Below are 17,815 nucleotides of genomic sequence, written 5' to 3'. Positions count from 1 at the left end.
GCCGGCGGCGCAGCCGCGCTGGCGCCGCCCGTCGCCGGCCTGCCGCTGGCCGCCTATGGCGCGGTGGCGGCCCTGCTGCTGGGCGGCGTGGCCCTGGTGCCGGCGACGGTACACGCGCTGCTGGCCATGCTGCCCGTGCCAAACGGCGCCCTGCCGCTACTGGCGCTGCAGCGGGCGCGCTTCCAGCGCCGCACGGCCAGCGCCGCGGTGGCCGGCGTGGTGGCCAGCCTGGCGCTGTCGGTGGCGCTGACGGTGATGGTCAGCAGCTTCCGCGCCGGCGTCAGCGAATGGCTGGACAGCGTGCTGCCGGCCGATCTGTATGCGCGCAGCGCCGGCAGCAGCGCCGCCGCCGACCAGGCCTGGCTGCCCGCCGACCTGGCCACCCGCGCCGCCGCCTTGCCCGGCGTGCTGCGCGTGCAGGCCTCGCGCGTGCGCGCCCTGGCCTGGCAGCCGGGCCGCCCAGCGGTGACGCTGGTGACGCGGCCTATCACTGAAGCCAGCGTGCCGCTGCCACTGCTGCGCACGCCGCTGCCACCGAGCGCGCTGCAGCCGGGCGAGATCGCCGTCTACGTGAGCGAGGCCATGGTGGCGCTGCACGGTGCCGAGACCGGCAGCCGCATCGAGCTGCCCCCACTCACCGCTGGCGGCGCCCGCGTGCCGGCGCGCGTGCTGGGGGTCTGGCGCGACTACGCGCGCCAGTTCGGCACCCTCGCCATCGCCGATGCCGACTACCGCCGCCTCAGCGGCGACACGCGGGTCAACGATCTCGCGCTCTGGCTGGCCCCGGGCGCCGAGCCGGCGCGGGTGCAGCAAGCGCTGCGCGCGCTGCTGGCCGACCCGGCCCTGCTGGACTTTGCCTCGGCCGCCGAGCTGCGCCGGATCTCGCTGCGCATCTTCGACCGCAGCTTTGCCGTCACCTACTACCTGCAGGCGGTGGCCATCGCCATCGGCCTGGTCGGCGTGGCCGCCAGCCTCTCGGCCCAGGTGCTGGCGCGGCGCAAGGAATTCGGCCTGCTCGCCCACCTGGGGCTCACACGGCGCCAGGTGATGGCGGTGGTGGCCGGCGAGGGCGCGGCCTGGGTCGCGGCCGGCGCGCTGGTGGGCCTGGTGCTGGGCCTGGCCATCGCCGCCGTGCTGGTGTTCGTCGTCAACCCGCAGAGCTTCCACTGGACCATGGCCCTGGTGCTGCCGGCGGGGCGGCTGGCGGCGCTGTGCGCGGCGGTCGTCGTGGCCGGCACCGCCACCGCGGCCTTCAGCGCAAGGCGGGCGATGGCGCGCAGCGCCGTGCTCTCGGTGCGGGAGGACTGGTGAACCCGACTCGACGCCGCTGGCTGCGGGCCCTGGCCGCCGCGCCGGGGATGGGCATAGGCTCTGCACAGGCGGGCGCGGTGCAGCGCGGCCGGGTTCTGGCCTGGCCGCGCGACCACGGCGCCCACCTCGAAGCGCGCACCGAGTGGTGGTACGCCACCGGCTGGCTGGGCCTGGCCGGCGGCGCGCCGGCGCTGGGCTTCCAGCTCACCTTCTTCCGCAGCCGCACCGGCCTGGCCGAGGGCCTGAAGAGCCGCTTTGCCGCGCGCCACCTGCTCTTCGCCCATGCCGCTGTGACGCTGCTGGGCGAGGGTCGCCACCTGCACGACCAGCGCGTCGCGCGCTGGTCGGGTGCGGCGGACAGCGCGCTGGGCCATGCGTCGACGAGCGACGGCGCCATTGCGCTTGGCGGCTGGACGCTAAGGCACGACGGCCAGGCCTGGCAGGCGCGGCTGCCGGCCCAGGGCTTCGCGCTCGACCTGAATCTGGCGCGCAGCCAGCCGCTGCTGCTGCAGGGCGAGGCCGGCTGGTCGCGCAAAGGGCCGCAGGAAGCCCAAGCCAGCCACTACGTCAGCGAGCCGCAGCTGCTGGCGCGCGGGCGTGCCACGGCCGGCGCCGCCGTCACCGAGGGCCGCGCCTGGATGGACCACGAGTGGAGCGACGAGCTGCTCCACCCCGAGGCCGTGGGCTGGGACTGGCTGGGCATCAACCTCTTCGACGGCAGCGCCCTCACCGCCTTCGTGCTGCGCCGCCGCGACGGCAGCGTGCTCTGGGCCGGCGGCAGCTGGCGCGTACCGGGCCAGCCCGGCCGCAGCTTCACGCCGCAGGAGATCAGCCTGAGGCCGGGACGGCGCTGGCTCAGCCCGTCCAGCGGCGCGCGCTATCCGGTGCAGTGGCAGGTGGACACACCGCAAGGCCGCTACGAGCTGCGCGCCCTGCTCGACGCCCAGGAACTCGACAGCCGCGCCAGCACCGGCACGATCTACTGGGAAGGCTTGAGCGAGCTGCTCGGCGCCGGCGGGCGCCGCGTCGGCCTGGGCTACCTCGAGATGACGGGCTATGCCGCGGCGCTGCGGCTGTAGACAGCGCTACTGCGGCCGTGCTCGGCGGTCGTCGGGCTGGCCCAGCGGGGGCACCGGCATGGCATCCACCGGGGCCAGGCGGGCGCAGTTGCCGCCGGCCAGGCGGGCTGCCGCGACGCCGGCGGCGGCGCCGTGCAGCAGCCCGGCCAGATCGGCCGGGTTGGCATCGCCGGGGGGCGTCAGCGCCACGCCGATGCTGACGGCCACGCGCACGCGCTGGCCGGTGGCGGTGAAGGTGATCTCGATCTGCTCGGCGTGCTGGCGGATGCGCTCGGCGACATCGAGTGCGCCGGGGGCGTCGGAAGGCGACAGCAGCACCGCCAGCTGGGTGGGCGTGTGGCGCGCCAGCAGGTCGGCACCGCGCAGCGTGGGTTCGATCTGGCGCAGCAGCGTGCGCAGCGCGCGGTCGACCAGGCCGGCCATCTGGGCCTCGGGCAGGCGGGCCTTGCGGTCGACCTCCACCAGCAGCAGTGCGGCGGCCTGGCCGTGGCGCTGGGCCCGCGCCAGTTCGCGCAGCGCGCGGTCGGCAAAGCGGCTGTCGTCGTCGATGGTGCCGTCGTCGGTGAGCGGAGCAGGCCGTGCCGGCGCCGGCACGGCCGCCAGTGCCTTGCGCACCAGCAGGGCCAGCGGCACCGAAGCCGCCCCCACGCCGATGGCGGCGGCCAGGGCCGCCACGGCCACGGCCGGCAGCGCGGCAAACTGAATCAGCAGCCAGGCCAGGCCCGCGGCCACGGCCACGCCCAGCAAGGGCAAGGCCATCGCCAGCGCGGGAACGGCGGTGCGGCTGGCCGGCGTGCGGGCCGAAGGGGGCGGCAGGGGCATCTTGTTCATGGGGACAGTCCTGGACCGGATTCGACCACAACCACGCCGGCGGCGCTTGCGCGCCGCGGCACCCAGTCGGGTGGCGGCGTGGCCGATTCCTCGCCAAGCGGGTGAAAGCTGCGAAAGCGGCCCGCCGCATAGACTGCGCCCATGTCCGATCTGCCCCAGCGCCCCGGCGCCAGCTCGCCGCGCTCGCTCTCCGGCCTGCTGCCCTTCATCCGTCCCTACCGCGCCATGGTCATGCTGGCCGGGCTCTTCCTGGTGCTGGCGGCACTGAGCACGCTGGCCTTCCCGGTGGCGCTCAAGATCCTGGTCGACGAAGGCCTGGTGGCCACCGAACCGGGGGCGCGGGTGATGCAATTGCGCGGCCACTTCCTGGCCCTCTTCGGCGTCGCGGCGGCGCTCGGCGCCTTCTCGGCGGCGCGCTTCTATGTCGTCAGCTGGCTGGGCGAGCGCATCACCGCCGACCTGCGCAACGCCGTCTATGCCCATGTGCTGCGCCAGAGCCCCGAGTTCTTCGAAAGCACCAGGACCGGCGAGGTGCTGAGCCGCCTGACCACCGACACCACGCTGGTGCAGACCGTGGTGGGCAGCAGCCTGAGCATGGGCCTGCGCAACGTGGTGATGGGCATCGGCGCGCTGGCCGCGCTCATCGTCACCAACCCCTGGGTGATGACCCAGGTGCTGGGCATCCTGGTGCTGGTGGTGCTGCCCAGCCTGTACTTCGGCCGCCGCGTGCGCAAGCTCAGCCGCGCCAGCCAGGACCGCGTGGCCGACAGCAGCGCCATCGCCGCCGAGGTGCTGGGCGAGATTCCGGTAGTGCAGAGCTACGTGCAGGAGACGCGCGAGGCAGAGCGCTTCGGGCGCAGCACCGAGGAGGCCTTCCAGACGGCACGCAAGCGCACCCGCGTGCGCGCGCTGCTGGTGGCCTTCATGATCACCGCCACCTTCGGCGCCCTGCTCTGGGGCCTGTACCAGGGCACGCAGGCGGTGCTGGCCGGACGCATCAGCCCCGGGCACCTGGGGCAGACAGTGGTCTTCGTGATCATCTTCGTGGGCGCGGTAGCGGTGCTGTCCGAGGTCTACGGCGACCTGCTGCGCGCCGCCGGCGCCACCGAGAGGCTGATGGAACTGCTGGCGGCGCGCTCACCGGTGGCCGACCCCGCGCAGCCGCGCACGCTGCCGCCGGTGCAGGGCGGCTCGGCCGTGGCCTTCGAGGCGGTGGGCTTCCACTACCCCTCGCGCCCCGGACAGGCGGCACTGCAGGATTTCAGCCTCGCCATCCGCCCCGGCGAGACCGTGGCCCTGGTGGGCCCCAGCGGCGCCGGCAAGAGCACGGTGCTGCAGTTGCTGCTGCGCTTTTACGATGCCCAGAGCGGCGATGTAAAGCTGGACGGCGTGCCGGTGCGGGAACTCTCGCTGGCGGCGCTGCGTGGCCGCATCGGCATCGTGCCGCAGGACAGTACGGTGTTCTCGACCAGCGCGCTCGAGAACATCCGCTACGGCCGGCCCGAGGCCAGCGACGCCGAGGTGATGGCCGCCGCCAAGGCGGCCTTTGCCCACGAGTTCATTGCCGCCCTGCCCGAGGGCTATGCCACCTACCTGGGCGAGCGCGGCGTACGGCTGTCGGGCGGCCAGCGCCAGCGCATCAGCATCGCCCGCGCCATGCTCAAGAACCCGCCGCTGCTGCTGCTGGACGAGGCCACCAGCGCACTGGACGCCGAGAGCGAGCGCGTGGTGCAGCAGGCGCTGGAAGCGGCCATGGCCGACCGCACGACCTTGGTCATTGCCCACCGCCTGGCCACCGTGCTGAAGGCCGACCGCATCGTCGTGATGGAGGCAGGCCGCATTGTCGACATCGGCCGCCACGACGAGTTGGTGGCGCGCGGCGGCCTCTATGCGCGGCTGGCGGCGATGCAGTTCGAGCTGCAGCCGGCGGCCTGACCTGCACCTCGGGGTCGACGCATAATCCATGCGCACAAACCGTGGGGGAATGAAATGCTGACCGCCGACAGGACGACCCGGCCGATCAAGCGCGCGGTCAACCTCAGCCTGAACGCCGAAGTCCTCGACAAGGCACGCGGCATGGGCATGAACCTGTCGGCCACGGTCGATGCCCTGCTCGCCGAAGAGGTGCGCAAGCAGTACTGGCAGCGCTGGAACGCCGAGAACAAGGAAGCCATCGAGCACTACAACGCGCGCATCGAGCGCGAGGGGCTGCCGCTGGCCCGCTACCGGACCTTCATGAAGGGCGGCTGATGGCCCGCTTCGACGTCTACGCCAACCCCGATAGCGCCGAGCACGGCCACACGCCTTACTTCCTGGACGTCCAGAACGACTACATAGCCCACCTGTCCACGCGCGTCGTGATCCCCTTGCGCCGCGAAGCGGCCTTTGGTCCGCGGCCACGCAATCTGAATCCGCTGCTCCACTTTGCCGACAACGCCGTCGTGCTGGACACGGCCGCGCTGGGCGCGGTGCCTGTCAGCGAACTGCGCCGAGTGATCGGCGATCTGCGCGGCGAGCGTGCGCTGATCCAGGAAGCGCTGGATACCTTGTTCGGCGCCTACTGATTGGTCCACTGACCGGAGCATGCCGAGTTGAACCACCCCATCCGTTCGCAATACGAAGACTTCATGCGCCATGTGTCGGAACACGGCGTGGCCAAGGCCGACCGCACCGGCACCGGCACGACCAGCGTGTTCGGCCACCAGATGCGCTTCGACCTGCGCGAAGGCTTTCCGCTCATCACGACCAAGAAGGTTCACCTCAAGAGCATCATCCTTGAGTTGCTGTGGTTTCTTCGTGGCGATGGCAATGCGCGCTGGCTGCAGGAGCGGGGGGTCACGATCTGGGACGAATGGGCGCGGCCCGACGGCGACCTGGGCCCGGTCTACGGCGTGCAGTGGCGCAGCTGGCCCAAGCCCGACGGCGGCCACATCGACCAGATCGCCGCCGTCGTGCAGCAGCTCAGGGACAACCCCGACAGCCGCCGCATCATCGTCAGCGCCTGGAACGTGGCCGAGCTGCCGAGGATGGCGCTGCTGCCCTGCCACGCCTTCTTCCAGTTCTATGTCGCGCCGGCCGAGTCTCCCGGGGGCCGCGGGCGGTTGTCGTGCCAGCTCTACCAGCGCAGCGCCGACATCTTTCTCGGCGTGCCCTTCAACATCGCCAGCTACGCGCTGCTGACCCATATGCTGGCCCAGCAGTGCGACCTGGAGGTGGGCGACTTCGTCTGGACCGGCGGCGACTGCCACATTTACAGCAACCACGCCGAGCAGGTGGCGCTGCAGCTGTCGCGGGCGCCGCGGCCCTACCCGACGCTGGTGATCAGGCGCCGGCCGGCGACCGTCTTCGACTACGCCTACGAAGACTTCGAGGTGCAGGGCTATGACCCGCACCCGGCCATCAAGGCGCCGGTGGCGGTGTGATGGGTGCCGGGCCTGAACTGGTGCTGATCGCCGCGGTGGCGCGCAATGGCGCCATCGGCCGCCACAACGACCTCATCTTCGGCGACCCGGCCGACCTGCGCCAGTTCCGCACCCTCACGATGGGCTGCCCGGTGCTGATGGGGCGCAAGACCTGGCAGTCGCTGCCGGCGCGCTTTCGGCCGCTGCCGGGGCGGCAGAACATCGTGCTCAGCCGCGATCCCGGCTTCACGGCCCCCGGCGCCCAGATCGCCCCCGGCCTGGACGAGGCCCTGGCCCTGGCCGGCGCCGCGGCACGCGTCTTCGTCATCGGCGGCGGCCAGCTCTATGCCGGCGCGCTGCCGCGGGCGGCCGAGCTGAGACTCACCGAGGTGGCGGCCGACCTGCATGGCGACACCTGGTTCCCGGCCTGGAACCGCGCCGACTTCGTCGAGACCGAGCGCGTGGCCGCACCCAACCCGGTGGGCCCGGCCTTCGACTTCGTCTGCTACCGGCGCCGCTGAGGCTGCCGCCCCGAACTCAGGCCGCGCGCACGCGCGCCTTGAAAGTGCGGCGGAACTTCTCGACCTTGGGCGCGACGACGAAGGCGCAATAGCCCTGGCCGGGGTGCTGGGCGAAGTAGTGCTGGTGGTAGTCCTCGGCGCGCCAGTAGTTGTCGCGCGCCTTGACCTCGGTCACCACGCGTCCGCGCTGGGCCGCGTCGACCTCGGCCACCACGGCACGCGCCACCTCGGCCTGGGCCTCGTCGTGGCAATAGATGCCGCTGCGGTATTGCGTGCCGACATCGTTGCCCTGGCGATCGAGCGTGGTCGGGTCATGCACGACGAAGAAGATCTCGAGCAGTTCGCGCAGCGAGATGCGGTCGGCATCGAAGCGCACCTGCACCACCTCGGCATGGCCCGTGGTGCCGGCGCAGACCTGTTCATAGCTGGGCTGGCGCAGATGGCCGTTGCAATAGCCGTTCTCGACTGCGATGACGCCATCGACCAGCTCGAACACCGCCTCCACGCACCAGAAACAGCCGCCGCCCAGCGTGATCACCTGCTCGTTCAATCTGCGCTCCTTGCCTTGTGCATGGTCTGGGTCGAGCGGGCGGGGCCACTCCTTACACTCGGGCCATTATGGGCACCGCCGGGCGGTGACATGCGACCAGGGTGGCGACACCCCGGCCGCCACCCCGGCGCAGGCTGTGCGCGGGGCCACCGGCTGCAGGACATGAACCAAATCTTCGTCGCGCTGGGCATTGAATCGCTGAAGCCGCTGCTCTCGGCCCTGGTGCTGCCGCCGGTGCCGCTGCTGCTGCTCATCGTGGCCGGCGCGCGGCTGATGTTCGCGCGCCGCCTGCTGGCCTGGCTGCTGGTGCTGCTGGGCGTAGCCGGCATCTGGCTGAGCTGCACCCAGGCGCTGGGCGGCGCGCTCATGCAAGGGCTGCTGGCACCGCCGCGCGCACTGATGGAATCGGATCTGGCCGAGCTGCGGCGCGCACCCAAGACCAGCATCGTCGTGCTCGGCGGTGGCCGGCGCCTGCTGGCGCCCGAATACGGCATGTCGGCGCTGCGCCCCTATTCACTGGAGCGCCTGCGCTACGGCCTGTGGCTGGCGCACGCCACCTCGCTGCCGCTGGGCTTCAGCGGCGGCGTCGGCCACGGGGCGCTGCCCGGGCCCTCCGAGGCCGAGATCGCCGCCCGCACCGCCGAGCGCGAATTCGGCCGCAAGCTGGCCTGGACCGAGGGCGATTCGCGCGACACGCGCGAGAACGCGATCAGGTCGGTGGCGCTGCTGCAGCAGGCCGGCTTCGAGCAGATCGTGCTCGTTACCCACGCGTACCACATGCGCCGCGCGGTGGAAAATTTCGAGCACGCGGCCCAGGCCGCAGGGGCCAGGATACGCATCGTCGCCGCGCCGATGGAGGTGCCGCTGGCGGGCCGGCTGCGCCTGTCAGACTGGCTGCCCAGCCCCGGTGGCTACGAGCTGACTTACAACGCGCTGCACGAATGGCTGGGGCGCTTGTTGGGTGCCTGAGGGAGTTCGCGCGCCGACAGCTCAGGGCCGGGCGCGGGCCCCGGCGCCGCGCTGCGCCTCTTCCACCGCCCGCGCCTCCTGCCTTTCGCGTTCGGCCTGGGCCGCCTGCAGCGCCTTGATGCGGCGCGCGTGCTCGGCCGCGTTGGAGCGGCGGAAGCTGTCCATCAGCACGGCGTCGACCTTCATGTTCTGGCCCGCCATGCGCTCGGTGAGGTGCAGGCCGGCGGCGGGGTCGCCACCGAGCGAGGCCACGACCTCGTTGGCGAAGAGATCGGCATTGCCGACGATGCTGTCCACCGCGATGGCCTTCTCGGCCTGGGCCTCGGCCGCCGAGAGCAGCATGCCGGCGCCGGGCACGGCGATGGCCAGGATCTTGCCCACCAGGAAGCCGTTGCTCACGCCCTCGCTCTTCTGGGTGGCGTTGATGGCGCTCTGGCTGGCCTGGAAATAAGTGCCGAAAGCGGCCAGCCAGCGGAATTCGTCGGCGCTCTGCGCTTCCAGCATGGCATTGGCAGGGATCTTGGCGCGCTTGTTGCCCAGGCGCCAGAAGACATCGGGGTCGCTGTCGAAGGAACTGGCGGTGACGCTGCCGGCGCAGCCGCGCTGGGTGTCGACCTCAAGCTTGCGCCCGCCCTCCAGCGTCAGCCGCATGGGCTTGCCGGCCGCGGCCTCCTTGCGAGCCTCCAGCATCACGTCCCAGAAACCCTGGTCGTCGTTGGACACCATGGCGCCGCCGCGGAACAGGGCACTCAGCTCCAGCCTGGTGCCACCGCCGGGCAGCTTGCGGTCGTTGATGGCCACCACCACATCGCCCACCTTGAGTTCGTCGGGCGCACCCTCGTCGGCCCAGACGACACGCCACTTCTCGTCCATGCCGGTGATGGCGCGGAAAACCTTGAGGTCGTTCTCGGACATGCGCTGGCGCATGGAATGCACCGACAGCAGCACGAAGGGCTCGATCTGCGTCGTCGCATCGCACAGGGCCTCGGCGCCCCAGGCGACGTGGATGGCGGCGGCGCGGAACTGCACCTCCTGCGCGAAGCGGCGCTTGTAGAGGTCGCGCTCGAAGGCCTGGTCATACTCGCCGGCGGCGCGGGCCGGCGGCGCCAGCATCAGGGCGCAGAGCAGCGCGGTCGCAAGGCGAAGCATGGCCGCGATTCTGTCGCCTGCCGCGGCACTTCCATCCTTGAAGAAGCGGCAATTCGCCCCATCTCATGCCCACGCGGCGCAAGGGCATTACCGGCCTGGCGAGGCATGGCGCACACTCGCGGCCGCGGCGAAGCTGGCGCCGCCCACCAAGACAAGGAAAACCAAGTGAAGAAAAACTGGCTGATAGGCGCACTCATCGTGACCATCGCTGCCACCGCCCTGCCCACCGACTCCGAGGCCAAGCGCCTGGGCGGAGGCAAGTCTTCCGGCCTGCAGCGCGACATGCCGGCGCGCACCTCGCCCGACGCCACCCCGGGCAAGCCGGCCACCCCCGCCCAGGGCCAGCAAGCGGCGCCCGCCACTGCACCGGCCCAGGCCGGCGCGGCCGCGGCCACACCACCCAAGCGCTCCTGGATGGGCCCGCTGGCCGGCCTGGCCGCCGGCCTGGGCATTGCGGCCCTGCTCAGCCACTTTGGCATGGGCGAGGCGGCGGCCAACTTCCTGATGATGGCGCTGCTCGCCGCGGCCGCGGTCTTCCTGGTGGTCTGGCTGCTGCGCCGCTTCGGCCCGGCGCGGGCGGCCACGCCGGCGCTGGCGGGTGCCGGCGCCGCGGCGGGCGGCGGTTTCGGCAGCGCCATGCCGCGCACCGAACCCCAGCCCATGCAGCGCACCGCTTACGCCGAGCCGGCCGCGCCGGCGCCCCTGGCCGCCGACGCGCCGCTGGCGGCCACGGCACCGGCCGCCGCCGCGGCAGTCACGCGTGCCTTCGTGCCGGCCAGTTTCGATTCGGAAGGCTTCGCGCGCACCGCCAAGCTGATCTTCATCCGCCTGCAGGCGGCCAATGACAGTGCCGACCTCGACGACCTGCGCCGCTTCACGACGCCCGAGTTGTTCGCCGAGATCCGGCTCGAATTGCAGGAGCGCGGCCCTTCGCCCCAGCAGACCGATGTCGTCAAGGTCGAGACCGAGGTGCTGGACGTGGTCGACGAAGGCGAGCGCCAGATCGTCAGCGTGCGTTTCCACGGCCAGGTGGTCGAGGAAAAGGGCGCCGCGGCGACCGACTTCGACGAGGTCTGGCACCTCGTCAAGCCGCTGGACGACAGCCGCTCCTGGGCCATCGCCGGCATCGAGCAGTACAGCCGCTGAACGGGCGGCGGCGACGGCCGGCTACGATGCCGGCATGACGCCCCCCACCCTGACACGCCGCCTGCGGGCGGCGTGCGCCTTTCTGGCCGCCCTGCTCGCCGCCTGCGCCACGCCCGAGGCCCGACCTCCGCTGGTGCTGATGCGGCCGGTGGTGCTGCTGGGCGAGGTCCACGACAACGAGGGCCAGCACCGGCTGCGCCTGGCCGCCTTCAAGGCCTTGCTGGCCAGCGGCGCGCGCCCGGCGCTGGCGCTGGAGCAGTTCGACCGCGAGCGCCAGCCGCTGATCGACCGCCTGCGGGCCCAGACGCCGCGCCCCGACGCCGCGGCCCTGATCGCCGCTGCCGGCCCCGGCGGCTGGGATTGGGCGCACTACCGACCCTTCCTCGAACTGGCGCTGGAACACGGCCTGCCCATCGTGGCGGCCAATGTCTCGCGCGAGCAGGCGCGCGGCGTGATGCGCGAGGGCCTGGCCCGCTACGGCTATGACGCTGCCGTGCCCGACGATCTGCTCGCGGCCCACGCCGGCGACATCGAGGCCAGCCACTGCGGCATGCTCGACGCCGCCACCGCGCGCCGCATGGCCCTGGCCCAGGTGGCGCGCGACCAGAGCATGGCGCGCGCCCTGCAGGAACACGCCGGGCGCGGCGTCGTGCTGCTGGCCGGCAACGGCCATGTGCGCACCGACATCGGCGTGCCGAGATGGCTGGACGCGCCCACGCGGGCACTCAGCGAAGCCATCGGCGTGCTGGAAGATGGCGACACCCTGGCCGCCTTCGACCGCCGCGTCTTCATGCCGCCGCAGAGCCGCGCCGACCCCTGCGAGGCGATGCGGGCATCGCGCCACAAGCCCTGAAACCGGGCGTCGAGGCGGGCCAGCCCGGCATGGGGCAAGATCAACCCATGCCCGCACTCTCCATCCTCGATCTCGCCCCCATCGTCGAAGGCGGCAGCGCCGCCGAGGCACTGCTCAACACGCTGGACCTGGCCCGCCACGCCGAGGCCTGGGGCTACCGCCGTTTCTGGCTGGCCGAACACCACAACATGAGCGGCCTGGCCTGCTCGGCCACCGCCGTGCTGATCGGCCATGTGGCCGCCGGCACGCGCAGCATCCGCGTTGGCGCGGGCGGCATCATGCTGCCCAACCACGCGCCGCTGGTGGTGGCCGAGCAGTTTGGCACCCTGGCCACGCTGTTCCCCGACCGCATCGACCTGGGCCTGGGCCGCGCCCCCGGCACCGACCAGGCCACGGCCCGCGCGCTGCGCCGCACGCTGGAGGGCGCCGACGAAGAGCGCTTTCCGCAAGACGTGCTCGAGCTGCAGGGCTATCTGGCCGACCCCCGGCCCGGCCAGGCCGTGTGCGCCATCCCGGGCAGCGGCACCCAGGTGCCGATCTGGCTGCTCGGCTCCAGCACCTACAGCGCCCAGCTCGCGGCCCACCTGGGCCTGCCCTTTGCCTTTGCCTCGCACTTCGCGCCCGACCTGCTGCTGCAGGCGCTGGCGCTCTACCGCGGCGGCTACCGACCCTCGCAACGCTGGCCGAAGCCGCACGCGATGGTGGGCGTGAACGTGGTGGCCGCGGCGAGCGACCGCGAGGCGGCGCTGCTCTTCACCTCGCTGCAGCAGCGCTTTCTGGGCATGCGGCGCGGCCAGCGCGGGCCGCTGCCGCGTCCGGTGGGCAACATGGACGGGCTGTGGACCGAGGCCGAGCGCGGCAGCGTGGCGCGCATGCTGGAGATGTCGGCCGTGGGCGGCCCGGCCACCGTGGCGGCGCAGCTGGCGCGCATCGTCGAGCTGACGCGCGCCGACGAGCTCATCGTCGCCTGCGCCGTCCACGAGCATGCGGCGCGCCTGGCCAGCTACGAGATCCTGGCGGCGCTGCCGCAGGCGGCCGCTTCCGCGGCCTGAGCGTCGATCAGCGCGCGAGCAACCCGGCCTTACTTCAGCCAGTTGCGCGCGTTGTGGAACATGCGCAGCCAGGGGCTGGACGCGGCCAGGTCAGCGCCACCCCAGCTCATCTGCGCGTTGCGGAACACGCGCTCGGGGTGCGGCATCAGCGCGGTGAAGCGGCCGTCGGGCGTGGTCACGGCGGTCAGGCCCTCGGGGCTGCCGTTGGGGTTGGCCGGGTAGGCCTCGGTCGCGCGGCCGAGGTGGTCGACGAAGCGCAACGCGCGCCGCACCGCGACTGCATCGCCGCGCTGGGAGAAGTCGGCAAAGCCCTCGCCATGCGAAACCACGATGGGGATGCGGCTGCCGGCCATGCCGGCAAAGAAGAGGCTGGGTGAATCCAGCACCTCCACCAGCGAGAGCCTTGCCTCGAACTGCTCGCTCTTGTTGCGCGTGAACTTCGGCCAGGCCTGGGCGCCGGGGATCATGGGGCTGAGCGCGGCCAGCATCTGGCAGCCGTTGCACACACCGAGGGCCAGCGTGTCGGGGCGCTGGAAGAAGGCCGCGAACTGCTCGGCCAGCGCCGGGTTGAAGAGGACGGAGCGCGCCCAGCCCTCGCCCGCGCCCAGGGTGTCGCCATAGCTGAAGCCGCCGCAGGCGACGAAGCCGACGTAGGCGTCCAGCCGCGCACGGCCGGACTGCAGGTCGCTCATGTGGACGTCGTGCGTCTCGAAGCCGGCGCGCGCCATCGCCGCGCTCATCTCGACCTGCGAATTCACGCCCTGCTCGCGCAGGATGGCCAGGCGGGGCCGCGCCGTGTGTACGGCCGGCGCCTGCAGCGGGTCGAAGCTGAGGTGCAGGTGCAGGCCGGTGTCATCGGGCGCGCCGGCCGCCGCGTGTTCGGCATCGGCGCAGGCCGGGTTGTCGCGCTGGCGCGCGATGCGCCAGCTCACCTCGTCCCACTGCTGGTGCAGGGCCTGCAGCGGCGCGGCGAAGACGCACTTGGCGTCGCGCCACACTTCGACCAGACCGCGCGTGTTGGGCTTGCCGACGAAGTGGGCGTGGCGGCTCAGGCCGTGGGCGCGCAGCGTGGCCATGACCTCGTTGCGGTGGGCCGTCTCGACCTGCAGCACAACGCCCAGCTCTTCGTTGAACAGCGCTTCCAGCGTGAGCTGCCTGCGGCGCTCGCTCACCTGGCCGGCCCAGTTCTTGGAGTCGCCGTATTCGGCGCGGCTGTCGGCAATGCCGTCGCCCTCGGTGACCAGGATGTCGACGTTGAGGCTCACGCCCAGGTGGCCGGCAAAACCCATCTCGCACACCGCCGCCCACAGGCCGCCATCGCTGCGGTCGTGGTAGGCCAGGATGCGGCCCTGGGCGCGCAGCTCGTTCACCGCCGCAACCAAGGCCTTGAGCTGGGCCGGGTCGTCCAGGTCGGGCACGGTGTCGCCGAAGCGGCCCAGCACCTGGGCCAGCATCGAGCCGCCCATGCGGCGCCGGCCCTGGCCGAGGTCGACCAGGATCAGCGTCGTGTCGCCCGGCTGCAGTTGCGGTGTCAGCGTGCCGCGCACATCGTCCAGCGTCGCGAAGGCGGTGACGATCAGCGACACCGGCGCGGTGACCTGCTTGCTTTCACCTTCCGCCTGCCAGCGCGTGCGCATCGACAGCGAGTCCTTGCCCACCGGAATGCCGATGCCCAGCGCCGGGCAGAGATCGAGGCCCACGGCCTTGACGGTGTCGTAGAGCGCCGCGTCCTCGCCCGGCTCGCCGCAGGCCGCCATCCAGTTGGCGCTGAGCTTCACGCGCGACAGCGCGATGGGCGCCGCGAGCAGGTTGGTGATGGCCTCGCCCACCGCCATGCGGCCGCTGGCCGGGGCGTCCAGCGCCGCCAGCGGCGTGCGCTCGCCCATGGCCATGGCCTCGCCGCGCAGGCCAGCGTAGTCGGCCAGGGTGACGGCGCAATCGGCCACCGGCACCTGCCAGGGGCCGACCATGGGGTCGCGGTGGCTGAGGCCGCCGACGCTGCGGTCGCCGATGGTGACGAGAAAGCGCTTGCTCGCCACCGTGGGGTGCCGCAGCACGTCCAGCGCCACCTGTTCGAGCGCGACGCCGGTGAGGTCCAGCGCCGCCTCCTGCCGCGCCACGCGGGCGACGTCACGGTGCATGCGCGGCGGCTTGCCCAGCAGCACCTCCATCGGCATGTCAATGACCCGCTCGCCGTCCGGGCCGTCTTCCAGCACCAGCTCGGGTGCGGCGGTCGCGACGCCCACCACCGCATAGGGGCAGCGCTCGCGCGCACACATCTGCTCGAACTGCGGCATCAGGGCCGGGTCCAGTGCCAGCACATAGCGTTCCTGGCTCTCGTTGCACCAGATCTCCTTGGGCGCGAGGCCGCTTTCTTCCAGCGGCACCTTGCGAAGATCGAAGACGGCACCCTGGCCGGCGCCGTCGACCAGTTCGGGGAAGGCATTGCTGATGCCGCCGGCGCCGACGTCGTGGATGGCGAGGATGGGATTGCCGTCGCCCAGGGCGCAGCAATGGTTGATGACCTCCTGCGCGCGGCGCTGGATCTCGGGGTTGCCGCGCTGCACGCTGTCGAAGTCCAGCGCCGTGGCATTGCTGCCGGCCGCCATCGAGCTGGCGGCGCCGCCGCCCATGCCGATGCGCATGCCGGGGCCGCCCAGCTGCACCAGCAGGGTGCCGGTGCCGAAGCGCTTCTTCTTCGTCTGGTCGGCGCTGATTTGCCCCAAGCCACCAGCGATCATGATGGGCTTGTGGTAGCCGCGGCGCAGGCCGGCCACGTCCTGCTCGAAGACGCGGAAATAGCCGCCCAGGTTGGGGCGGCCGAACTCGTTGTTGAAGGCGGCGCCACCCAGCGGGCCTTCGGTCATGATCTGCAGGGCACTCGCGATGTGGCCGGGGCGGCCGACGGGGCTGCGCTCCCAGGGCTCGTCGGTACCCGGCAGGTGCAAGTTGCCGACCGAGAAGCCGGTGACGCCGGCCTTGGGCCGCGCGCCGCGCCCGGTGGCGCCCTCGTCGCGGATCTCGCCGCCGGCGCCGGTGCTGGCGCCGGGGAAGGGGCTGATGGCCGTCGGGTGGTTGTGCGTCTCCACCTTCATCAGCACATGGGCCGTCTCCTGGCGCGCGCCGTAGACGGCGGCGGCGCCCGGGCCCTGGGGCAGCCAGCGCTCGACCGCGCCGCCTTCCATCACCGCGGCGTTGTCGTCGTAAGCGACTACCGTATGCTGGGGCGAGACCTTCTCGGTGTGGCGGATCATCGCGAACATCGACTGCGCTTGCCGCACGCCGTCGATGGTGAAGTCGGCATTGAAGATCTTGTGACGGCAGTGCTCGCTGTTGGCCTGGGCGAACATCATCAGCTCGACATCGCTGGGGTTGCGTGCCAGCCGCGTGAAGGCCGCGACCAGGTAGTCGATCTCGTCGTCGCTGAGCGCGAGGCCGAACTCGGTGTTGGCCTGCACCAGCGCGCCGCGGCCCTGGCCCAGCACGTCGACATGGGCCAGCGGCTCGGCGGTGCGGCCGTCGAAGAGATGGGCCGCCGCCGCGCGCTCGAAGGCCAGGCTCTCGGTCATTCGGTCGTGCAGCAGCGGCGCCAGCGCGGCGCGCTCCTCGTCGTTCAGCGGCTTGGCGCGACCCAGCAGCGGGGCCTTGAGCGTCAGATGGAATTCGGTGACGCGCTCGATGCGGTGCAGGGGCGCGGTGCCCTCCTCGTTGTCACTGCCGAAGCCACAGTTGCGCGCGATGTCGGTGGCCTTGCTCGCCCACGGCGACACCGTGCCCAGGCGCGGCAAAACCACGATCAGCTCGCCGCCGGCGTCGCCCTCGAAGGGGTCGCCATAGGCCAGCAGCGCGCGCAGGTGCTCGAGCGCGGCCGGCGCCGGCGCGGCGTCGAAGGCGACCCAATGCACATGGCGGGCGGCGACGGCGCTGACGCGGGGGCAGGCGACCTGCAGCCGCGTCAGCAGGGCCTGGGCGCGGAAGGCCGAGAGGGCGCGGCCGCCCTCAAAATGCTGGAGATGGAGGGGCTTGGCGCTCATGAAGTCCCGAACGGGGAGTCGAAGCCAGGGATTCTAGGGGCCGGTGGATAATCGCTCGATGCCCATTCCCATCAAGACCGGCGCCGAGATCGAAGGCATGCGCCTCGCCGGCCGCCTGGCCAGCGAAGTGCTGGACATGCTCACGCCCCATGTGCGCGCCGGCGTCACCACCCTCGAACTCGACCGCCTGGCGCACGACCTCATGGTGCACCAGCAAAAGGGCATTCCGGCCACGCTGGGCTACCAGCCGCCCGGTTATCCGCCCTACCCGGCCTCGCTGTGTACCTCGCTCAACGACGTCGTCTGCCACGGCATCCCCGATGAACGGCCGCTGAAGAACGGCGACATCGTCAACATCGACGTCACCGTCATCAAGGACGGCTGGCACGGCGACAACAGCCGCATGTTCGTCGTCGGCGAAGGCACGATCGCGGCGCGGCGCCTGTGCCAGCTGACCTTCGACGCCATGTGGAAGGGCATCGTCAAGGTCAGGCCCGGCGCCCGCCTGGGCGACATCGGCCACGCCATCCAGACCTTTGCCGAGAACGCCGGCTTCACAGTGGTGCGCGAATTCTGCGGCCACGGCGTCGGCGCGCGCTTCCACGAGGAGCCGCAGGTGCTGCACTACGGTCGGCCCAACACGCTGGAAGAACTGGTGCCGGGAATGATCTTCACCATCGAGCCCATGATCAACGCCGGCCGCCGCGAGATCAAGGAAGACCGCCGCGGCAACCGGCCCTACGACGGCTGGACCATCGTCACGCGCGACCGCTCGCTGTCGGCGCAGTGGGAACATACCGTGCTCGTCACCGACAGCGGCTACGAGGTGCTCACGGTCTCGGCCGGCAGCCCGCCGGCGCCGGCCTTTGCCAGCGCCGGCTACGGCAGCGCCACGGCGCCGGCCCTCGCCGGCTGAGCC

The 17,815-nt window shown here is 72.0% G+C and carries 16 protein-coding genes; 12 read left to right on the top strand and 4 right to left on the bottom strand.

Going from position 1 to position 17,815, the window contains the following annotated elements; all coding sequences use genetic code 11:
• Window positions 1-1,311, top strand: a 1,311-nt coding sequence (locus JMV16_RS08190) for an ABC transporter permease (RefSeq protein ID WP_201493760.1), incomplete at its 5' end; no start/stop codon positions are given.
• Window positions 1,312-1,358: 47 nt separating this feature from the next.
• A complete protein-coding gene (locus JMV16_RS08185; protein WP_201493766.1) occupies window positions 1,359-2,390 on the top strand; it encodes a lipocalin-like domain-containing protein in 1,032 nt (343 codons plus the stop codon).
• A gap of 6 nt (window positions 2,391-2,396) precedes the next feature.
• Here the strand turns inward: JMV16_RS08185 and JMV16_RS08180 are convergent, their stop codons facing one another.
• Complete coding sequence (locus JMV16_RS08180; RefSeq protein ID WP_201493759.1) at window positions 2,397-3,221, bottom strand: diguanylate cyclase domain-containing protein; 825 nt, start codon at window positions 3,219-3,221, stop codon at window positions 2,397-2,399.
• Window positions 3,222-3,362: 141 nt separating this feature from the next.
• Here JMV16_RS08180 and JMV16_RS08175 point away from each other — a divergent pair, with 141 nt between their 5' ends.
• Genes JMV16_RS08175 through JMV16_RS08155 form a run of 5 tightly spaced genes read left to right on the top strand, consistent with a single transcriptional unit; the run spans window position 3,363 to window position 7,143 of the window.
• Window positions 3,363-5,156: an ABC transporter transmembrane domain-containing protein gene (locus JMV16_RS08175; RefSeq protein WP_201493758.1), complete on the top strand. Its 1,794-nt coding sequence runs from the start codon at window positions 3,363-3,365 to the stop codon at window positions 5,154-5,156.
• A 54-nt stretch (window positions 5,157-5,210) separates the two neighbouring features.
• Entirely contained in the window at window positions 5,211-5,471 is a 261-nt protein-coding gene (locus tag JMV16_RS08170) for a type II toxin-antitoxin system CcdA family antitoxin (RefSeq protein WP_201493757.1), read from the top strand.
• Window positions 5,471-5,785, top strand: coding sequence for a CcdB family protein (locus tag JMV16_RS08165; RefSeq protein WP_201493756.1), 315 nt, complete (start codon window positions 5,471-5,473; stop codon window positions 5,783-5,785). Before JMV16_RS08170 ends, JMV16_RS08165 begins: the two co-directional genes overlap by 1 nt.
• Before the next feature lie 27 nt (window positions 5,786-5,812).
• The gene (locus tag JMV16_RS08160; protein ID WP_201493755.1) at window positions 5,813-6,643 is read left to right on the top strand and encodes a thymidylate synthase; all 831 of its coding nucleotides are present in this window, start codon (window positions 5,813-5,815) and stop codon (window positions 6,641-6,643) included.
• The gene (locus JMV16_RS08155) at window positions 6,643-7,143 is read left to right on the top strand and encodes a dihydrofolate reductase (protein ID WP_201493754.1); all 501 of its coding nucleotides are present in this window, start codon (window positions 6,643-6,645) and stop codon (window positions 7,141-7,143) included. The genes JMV16_RS08160 and JMV16_RS08155 overlap by 1 nt, the downstream gene beginning before the upstream one ends.
• 16 nt (window positions 7,144-7,159) lie before the next feature.
• Here the strand turns inward: JMV16_RS08155 and msrA are convergent, their stop codons facing one another.
• Window positions 7,160-7,693, bottom strand: a complete 534-nt coding sequence (msrA, locus tag JMV16_RS08150) for a peptide-methionine (S)-S-oxide reductase MsrA (protein WP_201493753.1) — start codon at window positions 7,691-7,693, stop codon at window positions 7,160-7,162.
• Between the two features lie 162 nt (window positions 7,694-7,855).
• Here msrA and JMV16_RS08145 point away from each other — a divergent pair, with 162 nt between their 5' ends.
• Window positions 7,856-8,662 (top strand): YdcF family protein, encoded by an 807-nt coding sequence (locus tag JMV16_RS08145; RefSeq protein WP_201493752.1) that lies wholly within the window; start codon window positions 7,856-7,858, stop codon window positions 8,660-8,662.
• 21 nt (window positions 8,663-8,683) lie between these two features.
• Here JMV16_RS08145 and JMV16_RS08140 read toward each other — a convergent pair whose 3' ends face one another.
• Complete coding sequence (locus JMV16_RS08140; RefSeq protein WP_201493751.1) at window positions 8,684-9,811, bottom strand: hypothetical protein; 1,128 nt, start codon at window positions 9,809-9,811, stop codon at window positions 8,684-8,686.
• Window positions 9,812-9,976: 165 nt separating this feature from the next.
• On the opposite strand from JMV16_RS08140, the gene JMV16_RS08135 reads away from it, so the two are divergent.
• Genes JMV16_RS08135 through JMV16_RS08125 form a run of 3 tightly spaced genes read left to right on the top strand, consistent with a single transcriptional unit; the run spans window position 9,977 to window position 12,862 of the window.
• Window positions 9,977-10,957, top strand: a complete 981-nt coding sequence (locus tag JMV16_RS08135) for a Tim44 domain-containing protein (protein WP_236580411.1) — start codon at window positions 9,977-9,979, stop codon at window positions 10,955-10,957.
• 34 nt (window positions 10,958-10,991) lie between these two features.
• Entirely contained in the window at window positions 10,992-11,810 is an 819-nt protein-coding gene (locus JMV16_RS08130; protein ID WP_201493749.1) for a ChaN family lipoprotein, read from the top strand.
• A gap of 47 nt (window positions 11,811-11,857) precedes the next feature.
• Entirely contained in the window at window positions 11,858-12,862 is a 1,005-nt protein-coding gene (locus tag JMV16_RS08125; RefSeq protein ID WP_201493748.1) for an LLM class flavin-dependent oxidoreductase, read from the top strand.
• Window positions 12,863-12,891: 29 nt separating this feature from the next.
• Here the strand turns inward: JMV16_RS08125 and purL are convergent, their stop codons facing one another.
• Window positions 12,892-16,896, bottom strand: coding sequence for a phosphoribosylformylglycinamidine synthase (purL, locus tag JMV16_RS08120; RefSeq protein WP_201493747.1), 4,005 nt, complete (start codon window positions 16,894-16,896; stop codon window positions 12,892-12,894).
• 58 nt (window positions 16,897-16,954) lie between these two features.
• On the opposite strand from purL, the gene map reads away from it, so the two are divergent.
• The gene (map, locus tag JMV16_RS08115) at window positions 16,955-17,812 is read left to right on the top strand and encodes a type I methionyl aminopeptidase (protein WP_201493746.1); all 858 of its coding nucleotides are present in this window, start codon (window positions 16,955-16,957) and stop codon (window positions 17,810-17,812) included.
• Window positions 17,813-17,815: the final 3 nt, after the last annotated feature.

This window comes from Rubrivivax sp. A210, assembly GCF_904426505.1.
In the GTDB taxonomy this organism is placed as follows: domain Bacteria; phylum Pseudomonadota; class Gammaproteobacteria; order Burkholderiales; family Burkholderiaceae_C; genus Rubrivivax.
The sequence above is the reverse complement of the archived record's forward strand: the minus strand, read 5'-3'. Positions and strand labels throughout refer to the sequence as shown.

What these genes read in the sequence shown, in the direction of transcription:
- JMV16_RS08170 (WP_201493757.1), top strand. Translation starts at nt 5,211, where the DNA reads ATGCTGACCGCCGACAGGACGACCCGGCCGATCAAGCGCGCGGTCAAC.
- purL (WP_201493747.1), bottom strand. Translation starts at nt 16,896, where the DNA reads ATGAGCGCCAAGCCCCTCCATCTCCAGCATTTTGAGGGCGGCCGCGCC.
- JMV16_RS08175 (WP_201493758.1), top strand. Translation starts at nt 3,363, where the DNA reads ATGTCCGATCTGCCCCAGCGCCCCGGCGCCAGCTCGCCGCGCTCGCTC.
- JMV16_RS08180 (WP_201493759.1), bottom strand. Translation starts at nt 3,221, where the DNA reads ATGAACAAGATGCCCCTGCCGCCCCCTTCGGCCCGCACGCCGGCCAGC.
- JMV16_RS08145 (WP_201493752.1), top strand. Translation starts at nt 7,856, where the DNA reads ATGAACCAAATCTTCGTCGCGCTGGGCATTGAATCGCTGAAGCCGCTG.
- map (WP_201493746.1), top strand. Translation starts at nt 16,955, where the DNA reads ATGCCCATTCCCATCAAGACCGGCGCCGAGATCGAAGGCATGCGCCTC.
- JMV16_RS08140 (WP_201493751.1), bottom strand. Translation starts at nt 9,811, where the DNA reads ATGCTTCGCCTTGCGACCGCGCTGCTCTGCGCCCTGATGCTGGCGCCG.
- JMV16_RS08125 (WP_201493748.1), top strand. Translation starts at nt 11,858, where the DNA reads ATGCCCGCACTCTCCATCCTCGATCTCGCCCCCATCGTCGAAGGCGGC.
- JMV16_RS08130 (WP_201493749.1), top strand. Translation starts at nt 10,992, where the DNA reads ATGACGCCCCCCACCCTGACACGCCGCCTGCGGGCGGCGTGCGCCTTT.
- JMV16_RS08165 (WP_201493756.1), top strand. Translation starts at nt 5,471, where the DNA reads ATGGCCCGCTTCGACGTCTACGCCAACCCCGATAGCGCCGAGCACGGC.
- JMV16_RS08155 (WP_201493754.1), top strand. Translation starts at nt 6,643, where the DNA reads ATGGGTGCCGGGCCTGAACTGGTGCTGATCGCCGCGGTGGCGCGCAAT.
- JMV16_RS08185 (WP_201493766.1), top strand. Translation starts at nt 1,359, where the DNA reads ATGGGCATAGGCTCTGCACAGGCGGGCGCGGTGCAGCGCGGCCGGGTT.